Source organism: Micromonospora sp. WMMD723, from assembly GCF_049863385.1.
In the GTDB taxonomy this organism is placed as follows: domain Bacteria; phylum Actinomycetota; class Actinomycetes; order Mycobacteriales; family Micromonosporaceae; genus Micromonospora; species Micromonospora wenchangensis.
The window spans coordinates 294434-317269 of the sequence record NZ_JBMKNR010000001.1 but is presented as its reverse complement, the minus strand read 5'-3'; the positions used below and the strand labels follow the sequence as shown (position 1 = coordinate 317269).

The window sequence follows — 22836 nt, the reverse complement described above, 5'->3', positions numbered from 1 at the left end:
GCTCCAATCTATGCTCACATCGCTATGTGTGCAAGTGACGGTCGGACGTCCGGCCAGGTGGGCCGGGGTGCCGGTCGGTCAGCCGGTCGGTTCGACGGTGGTGAGGCGCTGGGTCGCCCGGGACAACGCCACGTAGAGCGTCCGTACCCCGGAGCCCGGATCGGCCCGGATCTCGCCGGGGCAGACCAGTACCACCCCGTCGTACTCCATGCCCTTGGCCTGGAGGCTGGTCACCACCTGCAGGCGCGCCCCGCCCCGGTCGCCCAACCAGCCGGCGACCTCGTCCCGGCGGGGCACCGGGGTGATCACGCCGACCGTCCCCGCCACCTCGGCCAGCAACGCGTCCACCGCGTCGGCCGTCGTCCGGGCCAGCTCCGCCGCCGGCACGTGCAGCGCCACCGGGTCCACCCCGGTGGAGCGCACCGCGCTCGGCAACTCCAGGTCCGGATAGAGCCGGCGGATCTCCGCCGCCGCCACCGCGAAGATCTCCGCCGAGTTGCGGTAGTTGGTGGACAGCGTGAACCGGTGCCGCCGCCGTCGGCCCAGCGCCTGGTCCCGGGCCCGGTCCAGCTCCGCCTGGTCACCCGTCCAGGCGGTCTGCGCCGGATCACCCACCACCGTCCAGGAGGCGAGCCGACCGCGCCGGCCGATCATCCGCCACTGCATCGGCGAGACGTCCTGCGACTCGTCGACCACCACGTGCGCGTAGTCCCGGTAGTCCTCGGGCCGCTCCCGGGCCGCCGCCCGCGCGGCACGCTGCCGCTCCCCGAAGGTGCTCAGCTCCCGGACGCCGCCGGCGAGCTGGAACGGGTCCCGCCGGGCCTTCTTCGGGCGGACCGGCTGACCCAGCAGCGCGTCCAGCTCGTCGAGGAGGGCGATGTCGGCCACCGTCAGCCCCTCGGTGTCCAGCGACCGGTACGCCTGCACCAGCAACCCGACCTCCGCCCGGGACAGGACGCCGGCCGCGTACCGGCGCAGCCGCTCCGGCCGGGCCAACCAGCCCAGCACGTGCCGGGGATGCAGCCGGGGCCACCACGCCTTGAGGAACTCCCGGAACTCCGGCCGCTCGATGATCTCGTCCTCGAAGGCGGGCTGCTCGGGCAGGCCGGCGACGGCCGACCGCCGGGCCTGTGCGTACAACGCGGCGAGCACCCCGTCGAAGCCGACCCGGCGGACCTCGTTGCGGCGGGCCCCCCGGTGCAGCGCCCGGTCCCGGATGCCGTCCAGCTCGCGCCGCTCCAGGCGCAGCAACGCACCCCGGTAGAGCAGCCGCAACTCCTGCGGGCCGTCCGGCACCGCGTCCCGGGCCGCCCGCTCCAGCACCCGACGCATCCGCAGCGAACCCTTCACCGCCGCCACCTCGGGCCCGTCCGTGCGGGTCGCCGACAGGCCGGGGAACAGCGAACCCAGCGAGTGCAGGGTGGCGGTCTCCTCGCCCAGCGACGGCAGCACCGAGGCGATGTACTCCACGAAGACCGCCGACGGGCCGACCACCAGGATGCCGCCGCCGGCGTACCGGCTGCGGTCGGCGTAGAGCAGGTACGCCGCCCGGTGCAGGGCCACCGCCGTCTTCCCGGTGCCCGGCCCGCCGGAGACGATGGTGACCCCCGAACCGGGGGAGCGGATCGCCTCGTCCTGCTCCCGCTGGATGGTGGCGATGATGTCCCGCATCCCCCGGCCGGTCGCCCGGGACAGGGTCGCCAGCAGCGCCCCGTCACCCACCACCGGCATGTCCGGCGGGGCGGCCTCCGGGTCGAGCAGGTCGTCCTCGATCCGGGTGACCTTCTCGTCCGACGAGCTGATCGTGCGCCGCCGCACCACCCCCAGCGGCTCCGCCGGGGTGGCCCGGTAGAAGGCGGCGGCGGCCGGGGCCCGCCAGTCGACCACCAGCGTCTCGGCGTCCTCGCCCCGCACGCCGAGCCGGCCGACGTGCAGCACCTGACGGTCGCGCAGGTCGAGCCGGCCGAAGACCAGCCCCTCGTGTTCGGCGTCGAGCAGGTGCCGGCGCTGGGCGGCGTGGAAGACCATCGCGTCGCGCTCCACCAGCGCGCCGAAGGTACCGACCCCGGCCAGCCGGTAGCCGTCCCGCTCGGCGCGGGCGGCCGAGCGGCGCAGTTCGGCGAGCCGGGCGTACACCCGGTCGAGATGCCGTTGCTCGGCGGCGATCTCCTGCTCCAGGGTGGTCTGGTCGGTCAACGTACCGGCTCCTGTGCGACGGCGACGCCGGACGCGGGTGCACGCCAGGCGGAATGAGGGTACGGGCAGCCGCCCACCCACCGGCGGGCCGATACCCGTACCGCGACCTCCACCACCACCGCGCGGCCCGCCCGGGGCGCGGCGGCGCGGGGCGACGGCGGATCGGCTCAGCGCGTCGTCCGCCCGGCGGACGCGGGGTCGCCCGGGACGTCGGCGCCCGCCCGGCCGGACGGGGCGTCGACGGGACGACGGGGCCCCGGTGGCGTAGCCCCGGCGGCGGACAGCACCCGGTCGAGCACCCCGGCGACGGCGGCGTTCACCTCGTCCGGACGCTCCATCATCAGCATGTGCCCGGCACCGGGGCAGACGGTCAGCTCGGTGGCCGGCAGCGCCGCCGCGATCGATTCCGCACACGGCGGCGGGGTCAGCCGGTCCCGGTCCCCGACCAGCGCCGCCGCCGGCAGGTGCGCCAACGCGGCGAGCGTCGCCAGCCGGTGCTGGGCGCCGATCGAGGCGCGGAAACCCCCGATCGACCGCAGCGAGGCGCGGGCCACCGCCGAGGTGACCAGCCGGATGTCGGCGCCGGAGCAGCGGTCGCCGAAGAGCATCCACCTGATGCTCGGGGCCAGGGCGCGCAGCAGCGGAGGGGGTGGCCGCCAGGAGCCGCACCGGGCCAGTACCCCGGCCCCGGTGGTCTCGGCGAGCCGGATCAGCCGGGCGATCCGCGGCGACAGGCCGTACACCGTGTGGGTGTGGCCTTCGGCGGTGGTGGAGACGAAAACCAGCCCGGCCGTACGGGCGGCGAAGTGGGACGGGTGCCGGTGGGCGTACTCCATCACGCTCATCCCGCCCATCGAGTGCCCGACGAGCAGCACCGGCCCGGCCGGGGCGACCTCGTCCAGCACCGCCGCGAGGTCGTCGCCGAGCTGGGCCAGGGTCGCCGTGCGCAGCGCCATGCAGCTGGACCGGCCGTGCCCCCGGGCGTCGTAGGTGACCACCCGGACCCGGTCGCCGAAGCGGCTGCGCAGGTCGGCGAGCTGCCGGTGCCAGGCCCGACCGTCGAGCGTCCAGCCGTGCAGCAGGACCACGGTCACCTCGGCCTCGACCGGCCCGGTCACCTCGACATGCAGGCGTACCCCGTCGGGCAGCCGCAACTCCCGTTGCTCCGGCATCGCCACCTCCCAGGCACCCGGGACACATTCACCGGCGTAACCCGGCGGTAACACCGGCTACCCGACATCAGACCACGCCAACCGTGTCGGTGAGAAGATTCCCGACCCGCCCGCACGGGGCCGGCCGGGCGGTCAGTCTGGAGCCATGCCGAGACCGCCCACCGGGGCCGCCCGGACCCCCGACGGGCCGCCCGTCGACGCCGGGCCGCCCCGGGCCGCGCGTACCCCCCGGGCGGCGCTGGCCGAGCTGCTCACCGGCAACCGGCGATTCGTCAGCGGCCGACCGGTCCACGGGCACGACGTGACCGCCGCCGCGGCCGTGGCCTCCGGCGACCAGCAGCCGTACGCGGTGCTGCTCGGCTGCATCGACTCACGGGTGCCGCTGGAGGCGATCTTCGACCAGACCTTCGGGTCGATCTGCGTGATCCGGACCGGGGGACACGTGCTCGACCGGGCCGTGCGGGGCTCGATCGAGTACGTGGTGGCGCAGCTCGGGGTGACCCTGGTGATGGTGCTGGGGCACGAACGGTGCGGCGCGGTCGCCGCGACGGTGGACAGCGTGCGGAGGGGCCGGCGTCCGGACGGTGACCTGGGCTACCTGGTCGAGCGGATCACCCCGGCCGTGACCGAGGCGGGGCCGCACGACCCGGGCGTGCACCCGCTGGCCGTACGCCGGCACGTCCGCCGTACGGTGCGGGCGCTGCGCACCGACGACATGCTGGCGGGCCCGGTCGCGGCGGGTGGGGTGGACGTCGTCGGCGCCCTGTACGACCTGGACACCGGCGAGGTCACCCTGCTCGACGACGGAGCCTGACCCGCCGGAGCAGACGTGGTGAGCGCAGACGTGGCGGGCGCGGACACGGAACCGCCCGCCGGGGTGACCCGACGGGCGGTTCCGGTCGTGCTGGGGGAGGGGGCTCAGCCCTCGAAGACGCCGGCCTCGACGAGACGCTTCTCGGTCTTGTCCCACCCGTGGTCGGGGTGGGTGGCGGCGAGGTTGCTGATCTCGGCGCGGATCTTGGCGGCGTGACCGGCGGTGGCCAGCGTCCGGATCTCCTCGACGAAGGCGTCGGAGTCGGTACGCAGGTGCGCGGTCTTGCCGTTGGTCAGGTTCCGCACGTAGGCGTGCTTGCCGCCGTTGAGCGGGATGAGGTACTTGAACTCGCCCAGCACGCTGAGGGCGCCACCCTGGCCAGCCTGGCCGGCCCGGACTGACGCGCGCGCGGTCTTCGAGGTGTTGCTCGCCACGGAGATGCTCCTTGCAAGACGTACGGGAGGACGGGGAACGTCCGGGGGCTGTAGCGGGTGACGGCCGGTGGTCGTCTGACGCTCGGTGGTCGTCGGACGCCCGGGTGGGTCGTCGGCCCGCGAAGTGGTGCGACGGCACAGAACCGCCCAGAGAAATATACACGACCACGGTGCCTGGCAGCTCACCGTGCCCGTCGGAGTGCACAACCCCGGTCACCGGTCCGGGTATTTCCCGCCGGCGAATTTTCCGATTCCCTGGCGCACCATCCGTCACAGCAGTCATCATGTGTGGCAACAGCCACTCGGGTGTCGAGGTCGTAGGGGAAGACGCACCTCGCCCTCCGGGAGGTCACCGTGCCAACGCGTGGCGTCGTATACGTCCACTCGACCCCGCTCGCCGTGTGCTCGCACGTCGAGTGGGCGATCGCGCGCGTCCTCGCCGCGCCGGTCAACCTGCACTGGACGGCTCAGCCCGTCGATCCCGGCGCCCGCCGGGCCGAGTGCGGATGGACCGGTCGGCCGGGGACGGGTGCCGAGCTGGCTGCTGCCCTGAGGCAGTGGCCCATGATCCGTTTCGAGGTGACCGAGGAACCCAGCACCGGCGCGGACGGCGAACGCTTCATGCACGTGCCCGGCCGGGGCCTGTTCCGGGCCGCGGTGGGCGCGGCCGGCGACATCCAGCTCGGCGAGGACCGGCTGCGCAGCATCATGGCGTCGGTACGCCCGGAGGCCCTGGCGCACGCCCTGGACAAGGCGATGGGCACCGCCTGGGACGCCGAGCTGGAGCCCTACCGCTACGCCGGGGACGGCGCGCCGGTGACCCTGCTGACCCGGGTCGGCTGACCGCAGCCTGCCCGCGCGCCCTCGCATGTGCCGATGCTGTCGGCGTGGCTGTCCGGGTGTCGGCACCGCCCGCCGCGGCCACCGACACCGCCGAGACCTGCCGGCCCGTCTCCGTGCGATGCCTGCCGCCCACCGGTCTCGTCCGCGGGCACCCGTGCCGACCACCCCCGGGTCGGCTGCTCCCGGAGCCACGTCCCGGGGAGAGCTGTATGCCTGTCCGTCATAAGTATGACGGACAGGCATACAGCTCTCGGAGAAGTCGTTCTCACCCGAGGCGCACACTTGCCCGGACCGGCCGACGGCCGTGCCCGTTTTGGCTGGGTTGTCGCGTCGGGCGGCCAGCCAGGGGTAGCCGCCCGACGGGTGGTGGCGCCTGGTGAATCCGCTCACCCGGATCGGCCGCGTCCCGCCCGGGACACGCCCGGGAGCCGGACACCGGGCCGGGGACGGGTACGCCGCACCCACCGTCTGACCTGGCCGGGTTGCCGCTGATCTCCGGCGCGGGTTGGATGGGCCGGGTGCCGATCTCCCCGCGACGTGCCGGCGTCGCCGTCACCGCCCTGACCGCGCTGCTCGCCTCCGGATGTGCGGGGGAGGGGCAGGCTCCCGCGCCGGTCCGCCCCGAAGCCACCCCGACGGCCACCGCGACCGTCGCCGCGTCCGCCGCCGCCGACGACCCGGCCGGCCGGGCCGCCGCGCTGGTCGGCACGCTCGGCGACGAGGACCTGGTGGGCCAGGTGCTGATGCCGTACGCGTACGGCAGTTCGGCGACGACGGTGACCCCCGGCTCGGCCGCCGGCAACCAGGCCCTCGCCGGGGTCGACACCCCCGCCGAGATGATCGCGAAGTACCGGCTCGGTGGGCTGATCCTGGTCGGGTTCAGCGCCGACGACCCCACCTCCGGCAACCAGTCCACCACCAACGTCGACAATCCGGCCCAGGTGAAGAAGCTGACCGCCGGGCTGCGCGAGGCCGCCGGGAAGTTGGCCGCCGGCCCGGCACCCTTCCTGGTCGGCACCGACCAGGAGTACGGGGTGGTCACCCGGATCACCGACGGGGTGACCACGCTGCCCAGCGCGCTGGCCGCCGGGGCGGCCGACGACCCGGCCCGGACCGAGGCCGCCTGGAAGGCCGCCGGCACCGAACTGGCCGCGATGGGGGTGAACCTGGACTTCGCCCCGGTCGCCGACGTCCTCGCCACCCGCAGCACGGTGATCGGCTCGCGGTCCTTCGGCGCGGACCCGAAGCGGGCCGCCGCACAGGTCGCGGGCGCGGTCCAGGGGTTGCAGAGCGCCGGGGTGGCGGCCAGCGTCAAGCACTTCCCCGGGCACGGGCTCAGCGCCGCCGACTCGCACCAGGAGGTCCCGGTGGTCGGCCAGCCCCGGGCCGAGCTGGACGCCACCGCCTTCCCGCCGTTCCGGGCCGGCATCGACGCCGGGGCGATGGCGGTGATGTCGGCGCACCTCGACGTCACCGCCGTGGACCCGGGCACCCCGGCCACCTTCTCCCGCAAGCTGCTCACCGACGTGCTGCGGGGCGAGCTGGGCTTCCAGGGGGTGGTGATCACCGACGGGATGAACATGCCGCCGGCCAAGCGCTACCCGCCGGGCGAGGCGGCGGTGAAGGCCCTGCTCGCCGGCAACGACCTGATCCTGATGACCCCGAACGTCGGCCAGGCGTACGACGGGTTGCTGGCCGCGCTGCGCGACGGCTCGCTGCCCCGGGACCGGCTGGTGGCGGCGGTCACCCGGGTGTTGACCATGAAGTTCCGGCTCGCCGACCGGCCGACGCCGGCGATGTCCACGCTCGACAGCGCCCCGCACCGGGCCGCCGCCACCGCGCTGGCCGCCGCGGCGGTCACCCAGCTGCGCGGGAAGTGCGGCGTCGCGGTGTCCGGCCCGGTCACCGTCACCACCTCCGACGGGCGGGACAAGACCCGGGCGACGCTCACCGCGGCGTTGACCGCTGCGGGCGTACGGGTGGTGGCCAAGGGCGGCACCCGGGTGCACCTGGTCGGCTACGGCGACGGCCCGAAGGATCTTGCCGCCGACGCGGCGGTCACCGTGGCGATGGACACCCCGTACGTGCTGGAGAAGGCGACCTCGCCGACCCTGCTGGCGACCTATTCGTCCAGCCGGGCCTCGATGACGGCGCTCGCCGGGGTGCTGGCCGGCAAGGCCCGCCCGACAGGTCGTTCCCCGGTGCCGCTGACCGGGCTGCCCGCCACGAGCTGCCCGGGCTGACCCCCTGACACCGGCGTGGCCGGCCGCCGACGGAAGTCGACGACCGGCCACGGGTACCGCGGTGCCGGATCAGTTCAGCGGGACCTGCTGGGCCACTGCCGCGCCACCGGACTCGAAGGCGGCCAGCAGCGACGTCGGGGTGCCCCCGCTGGTCGGGACCGTCACGGTGACCCGGTCACCGGCGGCCAGTCGTACGGTGTGCTCGCCCCGGGCCGTGTCGCCGTCCCAGGCGTACAGGTAGGCGGTTCCGGCCCGGTCGGCACGCATGGTGACCTGCACGCCGTCGGTGACCCGCTGGGCCGAGGTCAGCCGCAGCGCCGAGTTCTTCAGCCTCGGCACGGCGGCCGGGGCCACCCCGTCGACGGCCGACTGGGCGATGGTCTGCGGGCTGTGCACGCTGCGCGCCGAGGTGTCCGGGAACACCGGCGTGCTGGGCTGCCGGGCCGCCGGCTGGTAGCCGGGCAGGGTGGCCAGACCGTAGCGGTACGGGTCGGCCCGGACGCCGGTGAAGGTGGACCAGCCCAGCCGGGACTGCGAGCTGAGGTCCTGGGTGTCCGAGTCGTAGACCAGCACGTTGAAGCCCATCCGGGCCGGGTCCACCGCGTCGGGCAGCACCGCGAACGGGATCATCGTCTCGATGGTGTACCCGGTGTACGGGGAGCTGACCTTGCTGACCACGGTCATCCCGGGTGCGGTGGTCGCCCCCGGACCCTGCCGGTTGTCGGCGTCGCGCTGCCAGCACGGCGGGTTGCCGTTGGCCGGGTCGTCGGTGATCGGGAAGATACCGGCCTTGAACACGGTGGAGGTGTCCGTCGAGTTCCCCTTCGGGTCGACGATGATCTCCACACTGTCGGTGCGGCGCTGCCGCTTGCAGTCCTGCGGGACCACCTTCTTGCCCAGCACGTCGTCGGTGACCTGGACGATCACCTTCAGCCCGTCGGCGGTCCAGGCGATCCGACCGGTCGCCGAGGCGTCCTGCGGGGTGGTGGCCTGACCCTCCCAGATGCGGGAGAAGTCCAGCTCCGGGCCGGGGTACTCGCCGGGCGAGGCGACCCCGTCGACGGTGCCGTCGCCGGCGCGCGGAACCTCGGTGGTCGGGACGATCTCCAGTGCGCCGGTCTCCACGGTGCTGCCGGCGGCGCTGGTGGTGGTGATGGTGATGCCGTAGTCGCCGTCCGTGCCGCCCTCGTTGGCGGTCGGCAGGGTGGCGTCGGTGTTGGTGACGGTGAAGGTGACCGCCCCGGTCGCGCCGGGGGCCAGCGCGGGATAGCTCTTGGTGGCCGCGTCGGCGGTGAAGCCGGCCGGCAGGCCGAGGGTGACGGTGCCGCTGCGGCTGACCCGGCCGTGGTTGCGCAGGTCGATCCGGACCGACCGCTGCTGTCCGGAGCCGATGGTGAGCACCGGCTTGATCAGGGTGTCCAGCTGCGGGTATCCGCCCTCACCGGCCCAGGTGCGGAACGTGCCGACCTCGGGCAGCGGCTCCAGGGTGCCCCGGACGTCGGCGACCACCCGGACGGCCCGGTCGGTGCGCCCGGCACCCTGGCGGGTGGTCAGGGTGGCCCCGATGAGCTGCTGCTGGTTGGTGGCGGCGTCGGCCGGGACGGTGACGGTGAACTTCCGGGTCCGCTCCTTGCCCGACGGCACGTCGTTGGCGAGCACGCCGGAGCCCTTGGCCTTCCAGCCCGCCGGCAGCCGCAGGTCGATCCGGGGCTTGACCAGGGCGCGGTTCTGCGGGGCGCGCAGGTGCGCGGTGACCTCGACGGTCGCGCCGGGGGCCAGGTCGAACCGGTCGGTGGTGAGGTACAGCTCGGTGCCCTTGGGCAGGCCACCGGTCACCGGCGGCAGCACCGAGCCGCGCAGGATCGCCTCCGGGGAGGTGTCCGCCGGGTCGTACGGGACGCGGCTGTCGATCAGGGTGTAGAAGTCGCACCGGATCTTCGTCGGGTCGGTGGGGGCGGCGGCGGTGCCGGCCCAGCCCTGGGTGACGTACTCCCGGCGGGCGTCGACCTCGATCTCGGCCCAGGTCTTCCCGCTGGCGCTGGGAGTGCCCTCCCAGACGCCGAAGACCTGGTCGGTCGGGACGGTGGGGGTGAAGCTGGTCGCGCACTGCGGCCCGGCGGCGGAGCTGCCGGTGCCGCCGCTGCGCAGGAACTTCGCGGCCCGGAACGGGCTGAGGCCCTCGGCGCTGAGCTGCTCGGGGAAGGCGTTCGGGTCGGCGGCGGCGGCGAACGCCTCGGCGGCGAACCGGGCGGCCTGCTGGTGGTTGCCGTGGTTGCCCGGGGTCGGCGACGGGTTCATCGTCATGATGATCTCGGGACGGGTGGTCCGGATGACCCGGACGATCTGACCCAGGGTGTCGTCGTGGCCCCAGATCTGCTCGGACAGCGGGGCGGACGCGGTGTACCAGAAGTCGACCCGGTCGAGGTTGTAGAGGTTCTCCACACCGGCCTTGCCGATCGCGGTGCGCTCCTCGCGTTCGCGGATGATGCCCAGCGGCGGCCCCTCCTCCAGGCCGACGGCGTTGCCGCCGCCCTCACCGCGGGTGATGGTGACGACGCCGGCCTTGGCGCCGTACTTCTCCTTCCACTGGCCGAGGGTGGCGAGGCTGCCGGCCTCGTCGTCGGGGTGGGCGCTGACGAAGAGCACGTCGAGGTCGACGGCCTTGGCGGGGCGCACGTCGGCCGGGGCGGCGACGGCGGTGGCGGGCGCCCCGGCCACGGCCAGGGCGAGTGCGGTGGGTAGCAGGAAACCCTTGATGCGCATGCGGATCCTTCCGGGACCACGGTGTCCGGGCAGCGACCGTCCGCGTCGGACGCGGCGCGTCCGACGCGGGGTCGTGGATGGACGGTGAGGCGGCGGGAACGGGAACGGTGGGCGTCGTCGGACGCGGTGCACCGGGTACGGCAGCGGTACGGGTTCCGTACACACTGGAAGGCCTTCGCCCGGTGACGCTAGGGACCAGCGCAGCGGCACGTCAATGCTTTGGAAGGTATTTCTTTCTTTGCAGAAGAAATAAAGAGGGCGATGTCCGGGATGTCTTGCGATGCGCCGGAAGGGTGCCCCGAACCCGCCCATCGCTTCCAATTGCGGACGTTTTCGCTGCTCCGGTGGTCCGAGGTGAGCCAGCTGAGACGGACTTGTTACTTGACTCTTTAATTCGTTCGCCGTAGGAAGGAAGTGTGACAGACGTGGTGACGCCACCAACGAGCCCGGTGAGCCGGGAGCGGTCGAAGGAGATCAAGCGGCTTTCCGTGATCTCCACCGCCCGCCAGGTCCGGGTGCTCTCCCGGGCCGAGCTGACCGAGCTCACCGGCCTGAGCCCTGCCACGCTCACCCCGCTGGTGCGGGACCTGATCGCCGAGGGTTACCTGATCGAACGCGGTCCGGGCGCCTCCCGGGCCGGTCGGCCCCGGGCGATGCTGGAATTCAACCCCCGCGCCGAACTGGTCGCCGCCGTCTCGCTGGAGCCGTCCCGGATCAGTTGCGAGATCGCCGACAGCGACGGCGCGGTGGTCGCCCACCGCACGGTCCGGCTGACCGGCGACATCGTCGACACCATCTGCCGGTCGGTGCCCGAACTGGCCGGCGACGGGCTGCCGGCGCTGCGCGGGGTGGCCATCGCCGCGCCCGGCGTCATCTCCGGCGGCGCGGTCCGGCTCGCCCCCTCGGTCGGCCAGATCGAGGGCCGCCCGATAGGGGAGTCGGTCCAGCGGACGCTCGGCGTACCCGTGGTGGTGGACAACGACGTCAACCTGATGGCCGCCGGCGAACACGCCGCCGGTGCCGGCACCGACGTCGCCGACCTGCTGCTGCTGCACGTCGCCGACGGCATCGGCGCCGGCCTGGTGCTCGACGGCCAGGTCCGGCGGGGAGCCCGGGGCGCGGCCGGCGAGGTCGGTTTCCTGCCGCTGGACCCGGCCGGCCGGGGACACGACGGGATCGGCCCGTTCGAGGCCCGCTGGTCGGAGAACGCGATCGCCGAACAGGTGGTCGCACTGGCCCCCGGCCGCCGCCCCGACTCGCCGGTACGCGCGCTGGTCGAGCTGGCCGCCGACGACCCGCGCGCCGCCGGCTACCTCGACGAACTCCTGAACGCCTGGTCCCGGCTCATCGTCTCGTGCGTCTGCGTGATCGACCCGGGGCGGGTGCTGCTCAGCGGGGCCGCCGCCGACCTCGACGACGACGCCATCGGCCGGCTCCAGGACCTGGTCGCCGCCGCCGCGCCCAGCGCCACCGAGGTACGCCGGGCCGTGCTCGGTGACCGCGCGGTGCTGCACGGCGCGGTCAGCTACGCCCTCTCGGCCGCCGCCGCCGGGCTGCCCACCCTGTTACCGGCCCCTTGACCTGCTCGAACCGCTGATTCTTCCGCCCACACCCCTCGGAGGTACCCCATGAGACGTCGACTTCTGCTCGCCGGAGCGCTCGCCACCGTCCTCGCCGCCGGCACCGCCTGCGGCGGCGGCTCGGACGACACCGCCGCCGGTGAGACGGAGAAGCTGACGATCTACACCGCCCGCGACAAGAAGGTCTCCACCTTCGTCGTGGACAAGTTCACCGCCAAGTACCCCGAGTACAAGGGGAAGGTGGAGATCCTCAACCTGGGTGCCCAGGAGATCCTGGAGCGGGTTCGGGCCGAGAAGGCCAACCCGCAGGCCGACGTCTGGTGGGGCGGCACCCAGCAGGGGCTGGCCGCCGGTGCCGGCGAGGACCTGCTCGCCGCCTGGCAGCCCGCGTTCGCCGGCAAGATGGACGCCAAGTACAAGGACGCCGAGGGCCGCTGGTTCGGGGAGATCCTGCTGCCCGAGGTCATCATGTACAACAACAAGGCGCTCACCCCGGAGCAGGCCCCGAAGGACTGGGACGACCTGCTGAAGCCGGAGTGGAAGGACAAGATCGTCATCCGTGACGTGGCCGCCTCGGGCACCATGCGGTCGATCTACGCCGCGATGATCATGCGGCAGTCGCCGGACGGCAGCAACCCGCAGCCCGGCTACGACTGGCTCAAGAAGCTCGACGCCAACACGGGCGCGTACGCGGCCAACCCGGCCGACCTCTACCTCAAGCTCTCCCGCCAGCAGGGCACGCTGAGCGCCTGGAACCTGCAGGACATCCTGCTGCAGGCCAACCAGTCCAACATGCCGTTCGGCTACGTGATGCCGGCCTCCGGCGCCCCGGTGCTGGTCGACGGCCTGGCCGCGGTCAAGGGCGGCAACAGCGCCGGCGCGCAGAAGTTCATCGAGTTCCTCTTCGACGACACGCTGCGCGCCGACCTGGCCAAGGACTACTACCAGATCCCGGCCGTGGAGATCGCCCAGCAGCCGGAGTGGCTGGCCCAGCTCAACCTCAAGCCGCTCGATGTCAACTGGGACATCATCGGCAAGAACGAGACCGAGTGGATCAACCACTGGAACAGCCAGATCAAGAACAAGGGCTGACCGTACGGGTGCCGGGGGCCGTCCCGCCCCCGGCACCGCCCGTCCCGCCACACCGCCCGGCCAGGTCCGGTACCGCATGAAGGAGAAGACATCATGATCGATGTCACGCTGGAGTCGGTGAGCAAGCGCTTCGCGCGTGCCGGCGACACCGCTGCCGTCGACGACGTCGACATCAGCATCGCCGCCGGGGAGTTCTTCACCCTGCTCGGGCCGAGCGGCTGCGGCAAGACCACCACCCTGCGGATGGTGGCCGGGTTCTACTTCCCCACCTCGGGGCGGATCAGGTTCGGCACGGAGGACGTCACCCACCGGCCGCCGAACAAGCGCGACACCGGGATGGTGTTCCAGAACTACGCCCTCTTCCCGCACATGTCCGTCGCGCAGAACGTCGCGTACGGGCTGAAGATCCGCAAGGTGGGGCGGGCCGAGTCCGCCCGGCGGATCACCGAGGCCCTCGGCCAGGTGCACCTCGCCGGTTACGGCGACCGCCGGATCGACCAGCTCTCCGGCGGCCAGCAGCAGCGGGTGGCGCTGGCCCGCGCGCTGGTCATCCGGCCGCGTACCCTGCTGCTCGACGAGCCGCTGTCCAACCTCGACGCCAAGCTGCGCGAGGAGACCCGGGTGGAGATCCGGCGCATCCAGCAGGAGGCCGGAACCACCGCCATCTACGTCACCCACGACCAGTCCGAGGCGATGGCGATGTCCGACCGGATCGCCGTGATGGAGTCCGGCCGGGTCCGCCAGATCGGTGCCCCGCAGGAGATCTACCACCGGCCGGCGACCGCCTTCGTGGCCCGGTTCATCGGCCGCAGCAACGTGCTCAGCCTGCCGGTGGTCACCGCCGCCGCCGACACGGTCACCGTGGGCCTGCCCGACGGCAGCGAGACCGCCGTCGCCGCCCCCGCCGACCACGGCCTGCGCGCCGGGGACACCGCCCTGGTCTCGGTACGCCCCGAGCACCTCGGCCTCACCTCGACCACCGAGGCCGGCGCGCTGCCCGGCCGGGTGACCGAGGTGGAGTTCACCGGCATGGCCACCAACCTCGTGGTCGAGGTGGCCGGCGAGCCGGTGCAGGTCGCCGCGATCGACGTCCCGGACGGCATCGCCGTCGGCGACCAGGTCGGCCTGCGCCTCAACCGCCAGCGCATGTGGGTGGTGCGCCCGTGAGCGCGAGGAGTGAGCCGGTTTTGCGAGCCCCGCAGTCGCGAACTGAGGTGACCCCGTGAGCGCGAGGAGTGAGCCGGTTTTGCGAGCCCCGCAGTCGCGAACTGAGGTGACCCCGTGAGTACCATTCCCGCCACGCCGAGCCCGGCCACCGTGCCGCCGGTCACCCAGGACCCCGTCCCGCCGCCGGCAGCCCGGCCCCGGCGCGGCCTCAACGCCAACTCGCCGTGGTTCCCGTACCTGCTGGTCTTCCCGCTGGCGCTGATCCTCTTCGGCTACGTGGTGCAGCCGATGTTCGCCACCTTCGCCGAGAGCGTCGGGGTGGACGGGGTGGCCAACTACACCGAGTTCGTCACCGGCAGCGGGGTCGCCCGGTCGGCGTTGCTCACCTCGCTGGGGATCTCGGCGGCCAGCGTGCTGCTCTGCGGGATCGTCGGGGTGGCGATGGCGTTCCTGCTCAAGCGGTTCTCGTTTCCCGGCCGGCGGCTGATCGAGGCGATCATCCTGGTGCCGGCGGCGCTGCCGCCGCTGATCGGGGCGATCTCGTTCCAGCTGCTCTACAGCGAGACCGGCATCCTGCCGCGCGGTCTGCAACAGCTGTTCGGCACCGAGAACCCGGTGCTGCCGTTCACCGGCATCGCCGGGGTGCTGGTGGTGCACACCTTCACCATGTACCCGTTCTTCTACCTCGCCGCCTCCGCCGCCCTGGTGGGGATGGACCCGTCGGTGGAGGAGGCGGCCTACAACCTGGGCGCGAGCCGGGTCCGGGTGTGGCGCACCGTGCTGCTGCCGATGCTCACCCCGGCGCTGGTCTCGGCGTCGCTGCTGGTCTTCATGACGTCGCTGGCGTCGTACACCGCGCCGTTGCTGTTCGGGGTGGACCGGACGATGACCATGCAGATCTACATCAACCGCACCAACGGCGACCTGCCGATGGCCTCGACCTACGCGTCGGTGCTGGCGGTGGCGTCGGTGCTGTTCCTGCTCGGGATGCGCTGGTACGAGGGGCGGCGCAGCTACCGTTCCCACTCCAAGGGCGTCGCCTCGCACCGCCGGGAGATCACCAACCCGTTCGGCAAGTGGCTGGCGCTGCTGGCCTCGGTGCTGGCCACCATGGTGCTGCTCGCCCCGGTGGCGACGATCGCCCTGGTCGCCTTCTCCCGGGACGGCTCGTGGACCACCGAGGTGATCCCGTCGGAGTACACCACCGCGAACTTCGTGACGATCTTCTCGGACCCGGGGGCGTACCGGCCGATCCTCAACTCGTTGCAGATGAGCCTGCTCGCCACGGTCGGCTGCGTGGTGGTCGGTGTGCTGATCGCGTACGCGGTGCGCCGGCTCGACTTCCGGGGCCGGGGGCTGCTCGACGTGGCGGTCATGCTGGCCTGGGCGCTGCCCGGCACGGTGGTGGCGATCAACCTGATCTCGGCGTTCAGCACGGGCAACGCGTTCAGTTTCGGCCAGGTGCTGATCGGCACGTTCTGGATCATGCCGCTGGCGTACTTCGTGCGGTTCCTGCCGCTGGTGTTCCGGTCGAGTTCGGCGACGCTGGCCCAGATCGACCCGTCGCTGGAGGAGGCCGCCCGTAACCTCGGCGCGCCCTGGTGGCGGGCGTTCGGCACGGTCACCCTGCGGCTGATGCTGCCCGGTGTGCTGGCCGGCGCGCTGCTCGCGTTCGTCAACGGGGTGGGTGAGTTCGTCGCCTCGGTGCTGATCTACACCTCGGAGACGGCACCCATCTCGGTCGAGATCAACAACCGGATGTACTCGTTCGAGGTCGGCACCGCCGCCGCGTACGGCATGCTCCAGGTGGTGTTGATCTTCGTGGTGATGGTGTTCTCCGGCCGCCTGCAGAACGGCGGCCGGGCCACCCGGGAGGCGGCGAAGTGGACGGCGTGACCTGGCCGGCAGGTGGCGGGCTGCTGCCCGCCACCCGGATTCCCGGCGGTGAGCTGGCCGCCGTAGCGGCGGCGGCCGACTACGCGGTGCTGCCCGTCGGCGCCGTCGAGTGGCACGGCCCGCACCTGCCGCTCGGCACCGACCTGATCCTCGCCGAGGGCTTCGCCGCCGAGGCCGGCGGCTCGTCGGGCGGGGTCGCCGAGGCCGGCGGCTCGTCGGGCGGGGTCGCCGAGGCCGGCGGCGCTGTCGACCCGGCCGCCGGGTCCGCGTCGGCCGCCGGCTCCCCGGGGGATACGACCACCGGCTTCCCCGGGCCGCGCGGGGTGCTCTTCCCGGCGGTGCCGTACGCGGCCTGCCCGGGGCAGACCCGGCCCTGGCCGGGCACGGTGTCGATCCGGCCGGAGATCGCCGTCGGCTACCTGGCCGACGTGATCGAGGGGATCGTCGCCGCCGGTTTCCCCCGGCTGCTGATCGTCAATGGCCACGACGCCAACATGTCCACCGTGCGGGCCGCGATGGAGTGGGTCTCCGGCCGGCGCACCGCCAGCCTGCTGCTGGTCAACTGGTTCCAGCTGGTCACCCCGGCGGAGACCACCGAGCTGTACGGGCCGCTGACCGCCCGTGGGCACGGCGGCGCGTACGAGACCTCCGGGGTGCTGGGCTTCGATCCCGGCGCGGTCCGCCTCGACGCCGTGGCGGACCTGCCGCCGAAGCCGAAGCTGCCGGTGGGCCACCCGTACGTGCTGGTCGAGTCCCGGCCGGACCCGTGGCAGGGCTGGTCGGGGCACATCTCGCTGGCCTCCGAGGCGGCCGGCCGGCAGGTGCGGGCCACTGCGGGCGCGCGGCTGCGGGAGATCGTCGCCGCCTGGGTGGCCGCCCCACCGCCCGCCCCACCCACCGCCGACCCGCTGCCGACGCCCGACGGCCCGGCCCCGGCGGCCGGCGACCCGGCGGTCGGGCCGACCCCGACGGCGGCGGACGGGGCGACCGGGGGAGACCGATGAGCGTGGACCGGGGACTCGACATCGTCGACTTCCACCTGCACTTCCGGATCGGCACCGACGAGACGATCCACGCCTGCGAGGACGCCGCCGGGATGCACCCGGGCGGGGAACACGAGCGGGCCGTCCGGGCCGCCGGCTCCGCCCCGTACGCGAAGGCCTGGCGGCAGGCGTGGAGCTTCCCCGACCCCGAGCCGCCCGCGCCGCGCTGGCAGGACGAGGCCGACCGGTGGGCCGACGAGCTGCGGGCGGTCGGGGTGCGGCGGGCGGTCTTCGTCACCGGCGGCGGCAACGACACCGTCGCCGACGTGGTCGACCGGCACCCGGACCTGCTGCTCGGCTTCGCCCACCACGACCCGTACTCGCCGGGTGCCGCCGCCGAGCTGGAGCGGGCGGTGACCGGACGGGGCCTGCGCGGGCTGAAGCTGTTCGCCCCGCTGCTGCGCGGCCCGCTGGACCACGCCGACCTGGACCCGCTCTGGTCCACCGCCCAGCGTCTCGGCGTGCCGGTGCTGATCCACATCGGCCACTACGGCAGCGCCGGTGGCCTCTCCTTCGGCAGGTACGGCGGCCCCGACGAGCTGGCCCGGATGGCCCGCCGCTTCCCCGAGCTGGCCGTCGTGGTGCCGCACTTCGGCGTCCAGCACGTGCAGGACCTGCTCTTCGCCGCCTGGGGCTGCCCCAACATCCACGTCGACACGTCCGGCTCCAACCAGTGGGTGCGCTGGATGCCGTACAGGCTGACGCTGGAGGACCTGTTCCGCCGCTGCTACGAGACGATCGGCCCGCAGCGCATCGTGTACGGCAGCGACTCGTCGTGGTTCCCGCGCGGCTACGTCACCCGCTACCTCGACGACCAGCTGCGGGTCTGCCGTGAGCTGGGGATGCCCGACGACCACCTCCGCACGATCTTCGCCGGTAACGCCGAACGGCTGCTGGGCCTGACCGACCGACCAGCCGAGAACCCGGGACCCGGCCCCCACACCGCGTCCCGGCCCGGAAGGAAGTAAGGAACCGCCATGAGCGAGCTGACCACCTACCAGCGGCACCACCTGGCCCCGACCTACGAGCACCACGTCGGCCACCTGTACCCGGCGATGGTGCGCGCCAGCCAGGCGCACGTGGTGATGCTGACCGAGCAGGGCCTCATCCCGGCCGAGCGGGGGGCCCGGCTGCTGCGCGGGCTGGCCACGCTGCGCGCCGACGGCAAGCCCGCCCCGGCGTTCGACGGCAGCTTCGAGGACACCTACTACCTGCTGGAGAAGACCCTCGCGCAGGCGTGCGGCCTGCCCGCGTCCGAACTGGACGTGCAGATGGCGCGCAGCCGCAACGACCTGGACGCCGGGGTGTTCCGGATGCTCCTGCGCGACCAGCTGCTCGGGGTGCTGGAGAGGGTGCTGGCCACCGGAACGACCGCGCTGGACGTCGCCGACCGGTACGCCGACGTGGTGATCACCGGTTACACCCACCGCCGGCCCGCCCAGCCCACCACCATCGGGCACGCGCTGGCCGGTTACGCCGAGGCGCTGGCCGGTGAGGCCGTCGCGTACGCCGACGTGATCGACCAGCTCAACGTCTCGCCGCTGGGCTCCTGCGCGTTCGCCGGCACCGACCTGGACATCGCCCCGGCCCGGGTGGCCGAGCTGCTCGGCTTCGACGGCCTGGTGACCAACTCCTACGAGGCGGTCGCCGGGGCCGACCACCTGGTCCGGGTGGGCACCCTCAACGCGCAGGCCCTGGCCACCGGCGCCCGGCTCGCCCGAACCCTGATGGACTGGCTGACCTGGCAGTGGGTGGCCACCCCCGGCGACTTCACCCAGGGCAGCAGCATCATGCCGCAGAAGCGCAACCCGGTGGTGCTGGAGCACCTGGTGTCGATGGCCGGCGCGAGCGCCGCCGACGCCGCGTCGGTGCTCAACAACGTCGGGGCGGCCTGGTGGGAGGACTCCAACAACGCCACCACCGACGTGCAGGTCCGGCTCTGGGACAGCAACGACCGGGCGGAACGGTTCTTCGCCCTGGTCGGCGGCTTCCTCGCCGAGCTGGAGCCGCTGCACCCGCCGACCCGGGAGGAGATCGTCGCGTCCGGCGCGACCACCACCGCGGCGGCCGACGCGCTGACCCGGCACGGGGTGCCGTTCCGGGCCGCCCACTCGGTCGTCGGCCGGCTGGTACGCGCGGGCGCGCCGGACAGCTGGACCGCCGACGGGGTCCGGACCGCCGCCACCGGGTTGGTCGACGGGCTCACCGACGACGCCGTGGCCGACCTGATCGCCGCCGCCGTCGACCCCGAGCTGGTGCTCGCCCGGGCGCAGGTGGACGGGCCGGGTGCCGCCGCCGTCCGTGCCCAGGTCGGCATCCTGCGGGGCACGTTCGACGGCGTCGCCGACCGGCTCGCCGCGACCCGGGACCGGCTGGCCCGCGCCGACGAGGCGCTGGACACGGTCGCCGCCGAGGTGGCCGGCCGGTGAGCGCGTCGATCCGACGATCCGGTTCCGGTCCGGCCCGGCTGTGCGGCGGGGCACCGTCGCGACCGTGGTCGACGGTGGTGACCGGGCGGTGGACCAGGTGAGCATGCGACTGGCCGGCCGGGCCGTCGCCGGCACCCGCACCGACGAACTGCTGCTGGGCATCGACTTCGGCGGAACGAAGATGGCCGTCGGGGTGGCCGACGGCACCGGCCGGTTGCTGGCCCACCGGCGGATCGCCACGCACGCCGAGCGGGGTGCCCCGCAGGCGTTGGACCGGGCGCTGGAACTGGCGGCCACGCTGGTCGCCGAGGTCGGCGGGCCGCTGGTGGCGGCCGGGGTGGCCTCGCCCGGGGTGGTCCGCCCCGACGGCATCGACCTGGCCCCGAACGTACCCGGCTGGGAACGGTTGCGCCTGGCCGACGCCGTCTCCGACGCCCTCGGGGTGACCCGGGTGGCGGTGGACAACGACCTGAACGCCGCCGCCCTGGCCGAGCTGCGGCTCGGTGCGCTGCGCGACGCCGACCCCGGCCTGGTGGTGGGGATCGGCACCGGCGTGGCGGCGGCGGTCACCGTCGGCGGCCGGGTCCTCGCCGGGCACCGGGGCGCGGCCGGCGAGATCGGGTACGCGGTGGCCGGCGGCCCGTGGCCCGGCACCATGCTGGAGCTGGACTTCTCCGGCCGGGCGCTGGACCGGTTGGCCGACGAGCTGGGGGTGGCCGGGCAGGCGGCCGGGCTGGCCGCCGCGGCCGAGCTGCCCGGTGCGGCCCGTGACGCGCTCACCGCCCGGGTCGACGAGCTGGCCCGGCACCTGGTCACCTGCTGCCTGCTGCTCGATCCGCAGCGGGTGGTGCTGGTGGGCGGGGTGGCCGGCAGCGCGCTGATCCGGGGACTGCTGGTCGACCGGCTGGCCGAGGTGCTCCCGCACCGTCCCGACGTGGTGCTGTCCCGGTTCGCCGACGACGCGGCGCTGCTGGGCGCGGTCACCCTCGCCCGGGAAGCGGTGCCGGCACCCCGCTGACCTGACGATCCGTGCGTCCGGGCCGTGAGGGGCGGACCGGTCGGCCCAGGTGTCCGGCCCGCGAAGGGGGCGGGCCGGACACCCGGTGCGTCACTCCGGCAGGTTGGCGCTCGACTTCGCCAGCTGGTACGCCGGCAGCATCGCCTCGAACTCCTCGGTGTCCAGGCCGTCGAGGGTGATCATCAACCTGCCGTACAGGGTGGACACCAGGATCGCCCGGTTGGGTTCGCCGTCCTCGGTCCAGGTGGCCTCGAAGGCGTCCAGCGGGCCGGCCTTGGTCCGCCGGTACTGCTGCTCCTTCGGACCGTCGAACGCGGCGAGATACTTGTCCACCGTGTCCTGCGGGTTCAGCGGTGTGCCCCCGGTGATCTGCCAGACCCGCAGGAAGCCGATGTTCCCGGCCGGCTTCGCGTCGATCTCGCACAGCGGCACCGCCGGGCCGAGTTGGAAGTCGGCCCCGCCCTTCACCGCCTTGGCCTTCCACTTCGCCGGCACCGAGAAGGTCATCGACAGCGTGCAGGCGCTGCCCTTCGGGCCGACCGTGGTGGCGGCGGCGGCCGGGGCGACGTCGTCGTACCACGGTGGGCCGGCGACGACCGGCGAGGCGGTGGGGCTGCTCGACGGCGCGGGCGTCGTCGCCCGCTCCGTGGTGTCACCGGCGCAGCCGGCGGTGAGGGTGAGGGTGAGCGCGGCCAGTGCGGTCGTACGTCGGATCATCGTCCCGTTTCCCCGTTGGAGTTCCCGCCGTCGGTTGCGGCGGCCGACGGATGCTAGCCGACGGGTGGCCGGCCCTGCTGACCGTTTGCGGCGACCAAGCCCATGATCTCCGCGGTTCCGCCGGCTGCTCGCAGCCCGACCACGCTGGACGCCGACGGCCCGGCACCCCGAGGGGGCCGGGCCGTCAGGCTGCTGCTGCCGTCAGGGGCGGGTGAAGACCAGGGCGACGTTGTGACCGCCGAAGCCGAACGAGTTGTTCAGCGCGGCGGGCACGTCCAGGTGGCGGACCTTGTTCGCGGCCACGTCCATGTCGAGACCGTCGTCCGGGTCGTCCAGGTTGATCGTCGGCGGGATGACGCCGTCGCGGATGGTCAGGATGGTGGCGATCGACTCCAACGCGCCGGCCGCGCCGAGCAGGTGCCCGGTCATCGACTTGGTGGCGGTCAGCACCGGGTGGTCGCCGAGCGCCCGGTGCAGCGCCTTGATCTCGGCGAGGTCACCCACCGGGGTCGAGGTGGCGTGGGCGTTGACGTGCACGATGTCGGCCTTGGCCACGTCCGCGTCGGCGATGGCCTTGGCGATGGCCCGGATCGCGCCGGCCCCCTCCGGGTGCGGCTGCACGATGTCGTACCCGTCGGAGGTGATGCCGGCGCCGGCGAGTCGGGCGTAGACGTGCGCACCCCGGGCGGCGGCGTGGTCGGCCCGTTCCAGCACCAGGATGCCGGCGCCCTCGCCGAGGACGAAGCCGTCGCGGCCCTTGTCCCACGGGCGGGAGGCCTGTTCCGGCTCGTCGTTGCGGGTCGACATGGCCCGCATGGAGCTGAACCCGGCGATCGGCAGCGGGTGGATGACCGCCTCGGTGCCGCCGGCCACCACCACGTCGGCCCGCCCGGACCGGATCATGTCCAGGCCGAGTGCGATCGCCTCCGCGCCGGTCGCGCAGGCGCTCGCCACCGAGTGCACCCCGGCCTGCGCGCCCAGCTCCAGCCCCACCCAGGCGGCGGGACCGTTGGGCATCAGCATCGGGATGGTGTGCGGGGAGACCCGGCGCGGGCCGGACGCCTCCAGGATGTCGTCCTGCGCGAGCAGGGTCAGGGCGCCACCGATGCCGGAGCCGACGCTGGCACCCAACCGCTCCGGGTCCAGCCCGGAGTCGGCGAGCCCCGAGTCCGCCCAGGCCTGCTGGGCCGCGATCAGCGCGATCGCCTCGGAACGGTCCAGCCGGCGCAGCTTGACCCGGTCCAACACCTCGCTCGGTTCGACCGCGAGCTGGGCGGCGATCCGGACCGGGAGCTGGCCGGCCCACTCCTGGGTGAGCGGACCCACCCCGGAGTGGCCGGCGAGCATGGCGTCCCAGGTCGACGCGACGTCCCCGCCCAGCGGGGTGGTCGCGCCGAGCCCGGTGACGACGACGTCGACGTGACTCATC

The 22836-nt window shown here is 73.7% G+C and carries 17 protein-coding genes; 11 read left to right on the top strand and 6 right to left on the bottom strand.

Features of this window, described 5'->3' with window-relative positions:
* Positions 1 to 78: 78 nt before the first annotated feature.
* Both ACN261_RS01445 and ACN261_RS01440 read right to left on the bottom strand, forming a co-directional pair.
* Complete coding sequence (locus tag ACN261_RS01445) at positions 79 to 2196, bottom strand: HelD family protein (RefSeq protein ID WP_425847984.1); 2118 nt, start codon at positions 2194 to 2196, stop codon at positions 79 to 81.
* A 167-nt stretch (positions 2197 to 2363) separates the two neighbouring features.
* Positions 2364 to 3368 carry an alpha/beta fold hydrolase gene (locus ACN261_RS01440; RefSeq protein WP_425847982.1) on the bottom strand — a complete coding sequence of 335 codons (1005 nt, stop codon included), beginning with the start codon at positions 3366 to 3368 and terminating at the stop codon, positions 2364 to 2366.
* A 145-nt stretch (positions 3369 to 3513) separates the two neighbouring features.
* On the opposite strand from ACN261_RS01440, the gene ACN261_RS01435 reads away from it, so the two are divergent.
* Complete coding sequence (locus ACN261_RS01435) at positions 3514 to 4182, top strand: carbonic anhydrase (protein WP_425847980.1); 669 nt, start codon at positions 3514 to 3516, stop codon at positions 4180 to 4182.
* 104 nt (positions 4183 to 4286) lie between these two features.
* On the opposite strand, the gene ACN261_RS01430 is transcribed toward ACN261_RS01435, so the two are convergent.
* Entirely contained in the window at positions 4287 to 4616 is a 330-nt protein-coding gene (locus ACN261_RS01430; RefSeq protein ID WP_088647745.1) for a hypothetical protein, read from the bottom strand.
* Positions 4617 to 4970: 354 nt separating this feature from the next.
* Between ACN261_RS01430 and ACN261_RS01425 the strand changes: the two genes are divergently transcribed.
* Positions 4971 to 5459, top strand: coding sequence for a DUF3145 domain-containing protein (locus ACN261_RS01425; RefSeq protein ID WP_088647746.1), 489 nt, complete (start codon positions 4971 to 4973; stop codon positions 5457 to 5459).
* 518 nt (positions 5460 to 5977) lie between these two features.
* Positions 5978 to 7702, top strand: coding sequence for a glycoside hydrolase family 3 protein (locus tag ACN261_RS01420; RefSeq protein WP_425853548.1), 1725 nt, complete (start codon positions 5978 to 5980; stop codon positions 7700 to 7702).
* A 69-nt stretch (positions 7703 to 7771) separates the two neighbouring features.
* Here ACN261_RS01420 and ACN261_RS01415 read toward each other — a convergent pair whose 3' ends face one another.
* Positions 7772 to 10465, bottom strand: a complete 2694-nt coding sequence (locus tag ACN261_RS01415) for a sugar-binding protein (RefSeq protein ID WP_425847977.1) — start codon at positions 10463 to 10465, stop codon at positions 7772 to 7774.
* A gap of 416 nt (positions 10466 to 10881) precedes the next feature.
* Between ACN261_RS01415 and ACN261_RS01410 the strand changes: the two genes are divergently transcribed.
* The 8 genes from ACN261_RS01410 (at position 10882) to ACN261_RS01375 (ending at position 20690) form a co-directional block, all read left to right on the top strand.
* The gene (locus tag ACN261_RS01410) at positions 10882 to 12045 is read left to right on the top strand and encodes an ROK family protein (RefSeq protein ID WP_421483618.1); all 1164 of its coding nucleotides are present in this window, start codon (positions 10882 to 10884) and stop codon (positions 12043 to 12045) included.
* Positions 12046 to 12093: 48 nt separating this feature from the next.
* Positions 12094 to 13137, top strand: a complete 1044-nt coding sequence (locus ACN261_RS01405) for an extracellular solute-binding protein (protein ID WP_088644864.1) — start codon at positions 12094 to 12096, stop codon at positions 13135 to 13137.
* Positions 13138 to 13230: 93 nt separating this feature from the next.
* Positions 13231 to 14304, top strand: coding sequence for an ABC transporter ATP-binding protein (locus tag ACN261_RS01400; RefSeq protein WP_421483617.1), 1074 nt, complete (start codon positions 13231 to 13233; stop codon positions 14302 to 14304).
* A gap of 114 nt (positions 14305 to 14418) precedes the next feature.
* On the top strand, positions 14419 to 16200 hold the full coding sequence (locus ACN261_RS01395) for an ABC transporter permease (RefSeq protein ID WP_425847974.1): 1782 nt from the start codon (positions 14419 to 14421) through the stop codon (positions 16198 to 16200).
* Positions 16197 to 17204: a creatininase family protein gene (locus ACN261_RS01390; RefSeq protein ID WP_425847971.1), complete on the top strand. Its 1008-nt coding sequence runs from the start codon at positions 16197 to 16199 to the stop codon at positions 17202 to 17204. Before ACN261_RS01395 ends, ACN261_RS01390 begins: the two co-directional genes overlap by 4 nt.
* Entirely contained in the window at positions 17201 to 18211 is a 1011-nt protein-coding gene (locus ACN261_RS01385) for an amidohydrolase family protein (RefSeq protein WP_425847969.1), read from the top strand. The genes ACN261_RS01390 and ACN261_RS01385 overlap by 4 nt, the downstream gene beginning before the upstream one ends.
* A gap of 9 nt (positions 18212 to 18220) precedes the next feature.
* Positions 18221 to 19672, top strand: a complete 1452-nt coding sequence (locus ACN261_RS01380; RefSeq protein WP_425847966.1) for an argininosuccinate lyase — start codon at positions 18221 to 18223, stop codon at positions 19670 to 19672.
* A 64-nt stretch (positions 19673 to 19736) separates the two neighbouring features.
* On the top strand, positions 19737 to 20690 hold the full coding sequence (locus ACN261_RS01375) for an ROK family protein (protein WP_425847963.1): 954 nt from the start codon (positions 19737 to 19739) through the stop codon (positions 20688 to 20690).
* Between the two features lie 90 nt (positions 20691 to 20780).
* On the opposite strand, the gene ACN261_RS01370 is transcribed toward ACN261_RS01375, so the two are convergent.
* Together ACN261_RS01370 and fabF are read right to left on the bottom strand one after the other, a co-directional pair.
* Positions 20781 to 21407 (bottom strand): lipoprotein, encoded by a 627-nt coding sequence (locus ACN261_RS01370; RefSeq protein ID WP_425847961.1) that lies wholly within the window; start codon positions 21405 to 21407, stop codon positions 20781 to 20783.
* Positions 21408 to 21608: 201 nt separating this feature from the next.
* Positions 21609 to 22835 (bottom strand): beta-ketoacyl-ACP synthase II, encoded by a 1227-nt coding sequence (gene fabF, locus ACN261_RS01365; RefSeq protein ID WP_204926395.1) that lies wholly within the window; start codon positions 22833 to 22835, stop codon positions 21609 to 21611.
* Position 22836 lies beyond the last annotated feature (1 nt).

Excerpts from the sequence above, each read along its gene's own strand:
- fabF (WP_204926395.1), bottom strand. The coding sequence starts at position 22,835 with ATGAGTCACGTCGACGTCGTCGTCACCGGGCTCGGCGCGACCACCCCG.
- ACN261_RS01385 (WP_425847969.1), top strand. The coding sequence starts at position 17,201 with ATGAGCGTGGACCGGGGACTCGACATCGTCGACTTCCACCTGCACTTC.
- ACN261_RS01400 (WP_421483617.1), top strand. The coding sequence starts at position 13,231 with ATGATCGATGTCACGCTGGAGTCGGTGAGCAAGCGCTTCGCGCGTGCC.
- ACN261_RS01370 (WP_425847961.1), bottom strand. The coding sequence starts at position 21,407 with ATGATCCGACGTACGACCGCACTGGCCGCGCTCACCCTCACCCTCACC.
- ACN261_RS01405 (WP_088644864.1), top strand. The coding sequence starts at position 12,094 with ATGAGACGTCGACTTCTGCTCGCCGGAGCGCTCGCCACCGTCCTCGCC.
- ACN261_RS01415 (WP_425847977.1), bottom strand. The coding sequence starts at position 10,465 with ATGCGCATCAAGGGTTTCCTGCTACCCACCGCACTCGCCCTGGCCGTG.
- ACN261_RS01440 (WP_425847982.1), bottom strand. The coding sequence starts at position 3,368 with ATGCCGGAGCAACGGGAGTTGCGGCTGCCCGACGGGGTACGCCTGCAT.
- ACN261_RS01435 (WP_425847980.1), top strand. The coding sequence starts at position 3,514 with ATGCCGAGACCGCCCACCGGGGCCGCCCGGACCCCCGACGGGCCGCCC.
- ACN261_RS01380 (WP_425847966.1), top strand. The coding sequence starts at position 18,221 with ATGAGCGAGCTGACCACCTACCAGCGGCACCACCTGGCCCCGACCTAC.